The organism is Paenibacillus sp. NMA1017, assembly GCF_058895805.1.
On sequence record NZ_JBZXYR010000018.1, the window covers coordinates 56,109 to 62,542 of the forward strand.

General features: G+C 43.8%; 7 protein-coding genes. 5 read left to right on the plus strand and 2 right to left on the minus strand.

Annotated elements, in window-relative coordinates; translation table 11 throughout:
* Positions 1 to 10: 10 nt before the first annotated feature.
* The 3 genes from sat to AC5ELV_RS25165 all read left to right on the plus strand — a co-directional run bounded on the left by sat (position 11) and on the right by AC5ELV_RS25165 (position 3,192).
* A complete protein-coding gene (gene sat / locus AC5ELV_RS25155) occupies positions 11 to 1,180 on the plus strand; it encodes a sulfate adenylyltransferase (RefSeq protein WP_493432309.1) in 1,170 nt (389 codons plus the stop codon).
* Between the two features lie 68 nt (positions 1,181 to 1,248).
* On the plus strand, positions 1,249 to 2,025 hold the full coding sequence (cwlD, locus tag AC5ELV_RS25160; protein WP_493432310.1) for an N-acetylmuramoyl-L-alanine amidase CwlD: 777 nt from the start codon (positions 1,249 to 1,251) through the stop codon (positions 2,023 to 2,025).
* Positions 2,026 to 2,085: 60 nt separating this feature from the next.
* Complete coding sequence (locus AC5ELV_RS25165; RefSeq protein WP_493432311.1) at positions 2,086 to 3,192, plus strand: Mrp/NBP35 family ATP-binding protein; 1,107 nt, start codon at positions 2,086 to 2,088, stop codon at positions 3,190 to 3,192.
* A gap of 36 nt (positions 3,193 to 3,228) precedes the next feature.
* Here the strand turns inward: AC5ELV_RS25165 and gerD are convergent, their stop codons facing one another.
* Together gerD and pdaB are read right to left on the minus strand one after the other, a co-directional pair.
* Positions 3,229 to 3,975 carry a spore germination lipoprotein GerD gene (gene gerD / locus AC5ELV_RS25170; RefSeq protein WP_493432312.1) on the minus strand — a complete coding sequence of 249 codons (747 nt, stop codon included), beginning with the start codon at positions 3,973 to 3,975 and terminating at the stop codon, positions 3,229 to 3,231.
* Between the two features lie 106 nt (positions 3,976 to 4,081).
* Entirely contained in the window at positions 4,082 to 4,861 is a 780-nt protein-coding gene (gene pdaB, locus AC5ELV_RS25175; protein ID WP_023990485.1) for a polysaccharide deacetylase family sporulation protein PdaB, read from the minus strand.
* 98 nt (positions 4,862 to 4,959) lie between these two features.
* Here pdaB and AC5ELV_RS25180 point away from each other — a divergent pair, with 98 nt between their 5' ends.
* A complete protein-coding gene (locus AC5ELV_RS25180) occupies positions 4,960 to 5,574 on the plus strand; it encodes a stage II sporulation protein M (protein WP_493432313.1) in 615 nt (204 codons plus the stop codon).
* A 192-nt stretch (positions 5,575 to 5,766) separates the two neighbouring features.
* A complete protein-coding gene (locus AC5ELV_RS25185; RefSeq protein ID WP_013312131.1) occupies positions 5,767 to 5,997 on the plus strand; it encodes a hypothetical protein in 231 nt (76 codons plus the stop codon).
* The last annotated feature ends 437 nt before the right edge of the window (positions 5,998 to 6,434 follow it).

Genomic DNA, 6,434 nt, shown 5'->3' on the forward strand with positions numbered 1-6,434 from the left:
GAAGTGCATTATGACTGCAATTCTTCCGCATGGCGGAACACTTGTTGATAAAATCATTACAGGACTGGAGCAAAAAGCGCTTTTACAGGCTGCGAGGGAATTGTTTCCTATCCGTGTAAACTCATGGACCATTTCTGATCTGGATTTGATTGGAGTGGGAGCTTTCTCTCCTTTGACGGGGTTTATGAATGAATCTGATTATCGGTCAGTGGTAACGGATATGCGTCTTGCCGATGGTACTGTCTGGAGTATTCCCATTACTCTTGCAGTTGCAGAAAGTGTAGCCAGTGAACTGAAATTAGGTCAGCAGGTGTCTTTGGTGGGTGAAACAGATGGTACTATCTATGCTGTACTTGATATTGAAAGTATTTATCAGGTAGATCAGGCTGAGGAAGCCAGACGAGTATTCAAGACGGATGACCCGGCTCATCCTGGCGTAAACAAACTGTTAGATCGACCTGCTACGTATGTTGGTGGATCTGTGCAAGTGTTGAATCGGCCGGAGCCCACACAATTTAGTGAGTTCTACTATACACCATCACAGACACGCGACTATTTTGCAGAAAGAGGCTGGAAAACAGTGGTTGGTTTTCAAACACGAAATCCAGTCCATCGGGCACATGAGTACATTCAAAAAAGCGCGATGGAGATTGTGGATGCTTTGTTTCTAAACCCACTCGTTGGTGAAACCAAGTCAGATGACGTTCCGGCAGATGTGCGTATGAAGAGCTATCTGGTGCTGCTGGACAATTATTATCCGGCTGATCGGACTTTTCTGGGGGTATTTCCTGCTGCCATGCGATACGCGGGCCCTAGAGAGGCCATTTTCCATGCTATTGTGCGAAAAAACTATGGCTGCACCCATTTTATTGTTGGAAGAGATCACGCCGGTGTAGGAGACTATTATGGTACCTACGAAGCACAGGAGATTTTCAGACACTTTACACCTGAAGAGCTGGGGGTTACTCCATTGTTCTTTGAACACAGCTTTTATTGCACCCGATGTGGAAATATGGCCTCAAGTAAAACATGCCCACATCCCAAGGAGCATCATTTGACACTCTCGGGCACCAAAGTACGGGAATTGTTGCGCTCTGGGGTTTGCCCGCCACCTGAATTTACACGACCGGAAGTCGCTCAAGTGCTGATTGAAGGTATGAAGGAATTTGTTCATGCCTGAGTTGTACTATCTACACGCCTCGTCCCATATAGATTATTAGTATCTGTATAGGACGGAGGCGTTTTGTTATGCAAAAAAATAATCGTAAACACGAGGTTACACTGTGGATTCGCTATCGGACGTTGCAAAAAATGCTGTTGGGCTGTTGTCTCGCCGTTCTGTTTATTACACTGGCATTGTATGAGATACCTGCTTCGAGAGTTTGGACCCATTGGAGCTTACCCCTTACTGGTAAAGTAATTGCCATAGATGCGGGACATGGAGGGCCTGATGGAGGGGCGGTTAGCAAAGAAGGGGTTATTGAAAAGGATATTAATCTGGCAATCGCCTTTTATTTGCGGGATTATTTGCAGCAAGCAGGTGCTGTTGTTGTCATGACACGTGAGGATGACCGCGACCTGGCGCAGCAAGAAACGAAAGGTTACGCCAGAAGAAAAACGGAGGATTTGAAGCAGCGTGTGCGTATAATTGAGGAGCAGAAAGCAGACCTCTTTCTAAGTATTCATATGAACAGTATCCCGTCGAGCCGTTGGAGTGGAGCACAGACCTTTTTCGTCCCTAACCATGCAGATAACGAGAATTTGGCGTCCTTAATTCAGGAAGAGATCAAGCGTAACTTGGAAAATACGAATAGAGTAGCTAAGACCGTGAACACAGTTTATTTATTGAAAGCTCTTAAAATGCCAGCAGCCCTTGTGGAAGTCGGATTTTTATCCCATCCAGAGGAAGCTAGACGACTAAGTGACGTGAACTATCAAAGGCAGGTGGCGGCGTCCATATATAAGGGGATTTTGCGTTACAGTGCCGGGGAAAAGGGGACCTCACCAGCAACTGAGGCCAGATAGTGGTATACTGTAAGTGTTTACCACTCCGTAAATTCATTAAAGCAGAGGTGCTGACAATTCATGCAATCAAGAGAGCAAGTTATAGAGCTACTTCAACAAGTACGGGAGCCTCAAACAGGACGCCGTCTAGTCGATCTCCATTTTATTCGGGATGTGGTCGTTAAAGAGGATCGAGTATCCTTGACCGCTATTAGTCTGAATAGCCAGGAAGAGACGCGTGCAGAACTGGAGCAGGAAATCCGGCAGACTTTAGAAGAGGCAGGGTTAAGCCACGTCCATATTCGTATTCGTGAGGCATCTGAGCATGAAAAGTCCGCAATTCAAGCTGGGGAGAATACCGAGGAAGCCGCTGACCCGGTTTTGACCAAAGGACATGCTGTCGGTATGGAAGAACATGAGCTGCTTAATCCAGCATCTGGCGTCCGGTTTATTGCCATTGCAAGCGGAAAAGGTGGTGTCGGAAAGTCGACAGTAGCTGTCAATTTGGCTGCTGCTTTAGCTAGACAGGGGAAGCGTGTAGGTCTAATTGATGCGGATATCTATGGATTTAGCGTGCCGGATATGATCGGAGCGGAGGACGTTCCTTCTGTCGAAGATGGTATCATTCAGCCGGTAGAGCGATTCGGTATCAAAATTATGTCTATGGGCTTCTTTGTCAGAGAGAACAATCCGGTGATCTGGAGAGGTCCCATGCTGGGGAGAATGCTCAGACAGTTTTTTAGTGATGTTGCATGGGGACAGCTGGATTATATGATACTCGATTTACCGCCAGGGACTGGCGATGTAGCGCTTGACGTACATCAAATGATTCCGCAGAGTGAAGAAATCATTGTCACTACTCCACATGCGACGGCGGCTTTTGTAGCTGCACGTGCAGGCGCAATGGCGCTTCAAACGGATCATAAGGTCATCGGTGTTGTGGAGAACATGTCTTATTATGTGTCCTCCACTGGAGAAAAGGACTATGTTTTTGGGCGAGGAGGGGGGGCTATGCTGGCAGACACCCTTCATACAAAACTTCTTGCCCAAATTCCGCTGGGTATTCCAGATAATCACCCTTCAGAAGCCGACTTTTCTCCATCTGTATATAAATCTGAGTCTGCCACGGGGACCATTTACAATGATATTGCTGCTCAGATTACGATCTTGCACACGGAATCTGAATAAAGAAAAAAAGGCTGGTTTATTAAACCAGCCTTATTATTATTGGCTTCCTCCTTGTTCTCCTTCGCCGCCACCTTCGCTGCCCCCACCACCTTGCTTATCGCCGCCTGCACCGCCTTGCTCACCACTTTTTTTCTCAACTTTGGGTTGAAGCTCCTCTTGTACGACAGTTTTAAGTAAATTCATGACTTCAAGCCGGAAAATCGGATTCTGCATGGCATCATGCATGACTGTCATAGATTGTTTGCGATATTCAGGGGTTTTGGTTAAGTCCATATACATCTTGGTTAGTTCTGGCGACTTAAGCATCGCTTCAATTGATTTTTGATAAGAAGGGTCTTTTATAAGTTGCATATGAAGCTGTTTGCTTTGGCTGTTGATGGCTTTGGCAAATTCGCCGGCAAAACGCGGATCAGTCATAATTTTTTCGATTTCTTTTTTATATTCAGGTGATACCAAAGTATCTTTGACTGCGATCTTCATCTGTTCAGCCGATTGCATGGGCATAAGCATTTTCATTCCCATGCTGCCACCAGATCCACCACCTGACCCACCCTCTTCACTGCTTTGACCGGATTGTCCTTCTTTGGATGAACTGTTTTCCCCAGTTAAAGCTTCCTCTACCGCTTTTTTTCCGTCATCGCTTTTCAGGATATCGACAACCATCGTTTTCATCTCTTTATAACTGTTCTGGGGGGGCGCAGAACCCTGATCCGAGCCGCATCCACTCAGTGCAACGCCCAGTACGCATACCGTGCTAACAAATCGCAAACGAGTCCAATTCATGGCCGTATTCCTCCTTCATCATGAATGTGGATAGTATGCGGATGAGTGGGGAGAAATATGTCGATTTGCTTTTGGTTTTTAGCTGAGAACGATGTAAAATAACTCCTTAAAGACCCAGTGCCTGATCGCGTACCTCTTTACCTTTTACTGTACCCTGTTGAAGCAGTTCAGATACGGTCACGAATTCATAGCCTTGTGCGCGCAACTTGTCGATAATGACGGGCAGGGCTTCATGCGTTTGTTTACAAGAATCACTGGCATGCAGAAGGACGATATCGCCAGGATGCGCTTTATTTACAACACGGTCGATTATGACCTGAGTACCAGGGTTTTTCCAGTCCAGGGAATCTGTATCCCACTGAATGGTTTTGTAGCCTAAAGTGCCGGCCACCTGAAGGACCCTTTTATCAAAGTCGCCATTAGGCATACGGATCAACTTCGGGGACTGTCCCGTCAGTTCGGTTAATGTGGTATGAGCAATTGAAATCTGCTTACGAATATCTTCATCGCTTAAGCTACTGTAATTTTCGTGTTTATGGCCATGACTGCCGATCTCAAATCCACTTTCTTTAATCTGATTCACAAGCTCTGGATGTGTTTTACTCCAAGGGGCAGAAAGAAAAAAGGTGGACTTGGTCACTTTCTTATCCTCAAGGACTTTTAAGATGGGGGCAGTACGCTTATCACCCCAACTAATATCAAAGGTGAGAGCGATCAACTTTTTGTCCGTGGGTACACTATAAATAGCGGTTGGTGCTTCTTCGGAAAAAACCGTAACATTATCGGTTTCTACATAAATGACTCCAACAGTAAAGACGGCTGCAGCCATTACGATTAAGAATCGTTTGATTTTTTTACCGTTCAATACATAGAAAAAAGAATTCATGGTTAATAACGCTCCTTTCATCCTAGAAGTGCTTGTTTACTTAAAGCTATGCCGGGGGTTGTCAATTATTCCATTAGACTAATAGGAGGAATTATCAAATGGGACTAAAAGCATTTTTTCACGATCTACACACGACAAGACGGTTAATTTTAATCTCTGCACTTCTTTTCTGCATAAGTATTATAGTGGGGTGGTTAAGTACAGGCGCTATTCAATCCATGCTGGCGCAACAAATGGAGGGGCTGGGAGAAGTAGCGCAGCGCTTGCAGAATTCTGAGCATCCACAATGGAGTTTTTTTGTATTCATCTTTTTCAATAATGCAATTAAATGTGTGCTGGTTATATTTATGGGGGCTGTATTTGGAATCGTACCGTTTGTATTTCTAATTGTGAACGGTATGGTTTTAGGGTTTGTAGTCCACTTGCAGACAGATATGGGAAGAAGTGTGTATGAAGTTGTTGTAAAAGGGTTACTGCCTCACGGTGTGATTGAATTGCCTGTTTTGATTATCGCCTGTGCCTTCGGATTGAAGTTTGGAATTAACATAATGTCTACTATAGGTACAGGCGTAGGGCTAAAGCGCAAAGGAACTGGCCCATTGTGGAATGTATTTATGAAACAAACGTTGAGGGTGTCCCTATGGTCTGTCATCTTACTGCTTATAGCAGCTGCAATTGAGAGTGGCATAACTTATCGCTTATTGTCACAATAAAATATTATGGCCAATTATTTATATATTTCCCGAAAATTGAACATAACAAAGGGGAGAGCCTAAAGAAAAGCTGAAGATTAATCGGGGTAAGTTTGAAACCTTAGCAGTTGAGTTTAAAAACAGGTAAAGATTGGAACAATAGTTGAGCAAATATAAGTACTATATAATCTGCTGATAAGGGAGTATGGTCATATGTTGGGAATGCTGTTTAACGAAAAAGAATGCAAGGAACTTGACTACGTTCTTCGTAAGGAGCTAGATGAAATGCTGCTTGATATGAGTGATACTCGATTGGATCAAGATATTCGCTACGCAATCGCACTTCGATATAAAACAGTCTTCCGCATGTATGCCCGTTTTGCGCCCGCCAAGGAGCTATCAAAATATGCTCGCAGAGGGCGAGTCCCACAGACCAAACAATGAAAAGATAAGGTAGAACTAATATCAGATATCAGGAAGTAAACTATTTTAAAAAGCTTATACTTTCTGATATCAAAAAAAGTATTGACTCTATTCAATATTCATGGTAAATTAATTTTCGTTCCTTTTTGAAGGATTTGCTCGAAAAAAGAAATTAAAAAAACTCTTGCAAATTCTAAAAAGAGATGATATATTATAAAGGTCGCCACTGAGACGCGGTGATGAAACAAAGTGAGAGATTATGCAGGTTTGATCTTTGAAAACTGAACAACGAGTGAGTATGGATTTTGTTTACAAAATCCAATGCTGAAATTTTAGTACATGCCATCTGGCTGTATGAAATGGAAGCGAACAAGAGATATTTTATCTCGTCAGTTTCAACATGAGCTTATCGCTCTTTCTATAAACCAGCTTCGGTTGGTCTTTAATGGAGAGTTTGA

Coding starts and splice junctions, on each gene's coding strand:
- sat (WP_493432309.1), top strand. CDS start 11: ATGACTGCAATTCTTCCGCATGGCGGAACACTTGTTGATAAAATCATT.
- cwlD (WP_493432310.1), top strand. CDS start 1,249: ATGCAAAAAAATAATCGTAAACACGAGGTTACACTGTGGATTCGCTAT.
- AC5ELV_RS25165 (WP_493432311.1), top strand. CDS start 2,086: ATGCAATCAAGAGAGCAAGTTATAGAGCTACTTCAACAAGTACGGGAG.
- gerD (WP_493432312.1), bottom strand. CDS start 3,975: ATGAATTGGACTCGTTTGCGATTTGTTAGCACGGTATGCGTACTGGGC.
- pdaB (WP_023990485.1), bottom strand. CDS start 4,861: ATGAATTCTTTTTTCTATGTATTGAACGGTAAAAAAATCAAACGATTC.
- AC5ELV_RS25180 (WP_493432313.1), top strand. CDS start 4,960: ATGGGACTAAAAGCATTTTTTCACGATCTACACACGACAAGACGGTTA.
- AC5ELV_RS25185 (WP_013312131.1), top strand. CDS start 5,767: ATGTTGGGAATGCTGTTTAACGAAAAAGAATGCAAGGAACTTGACTAC.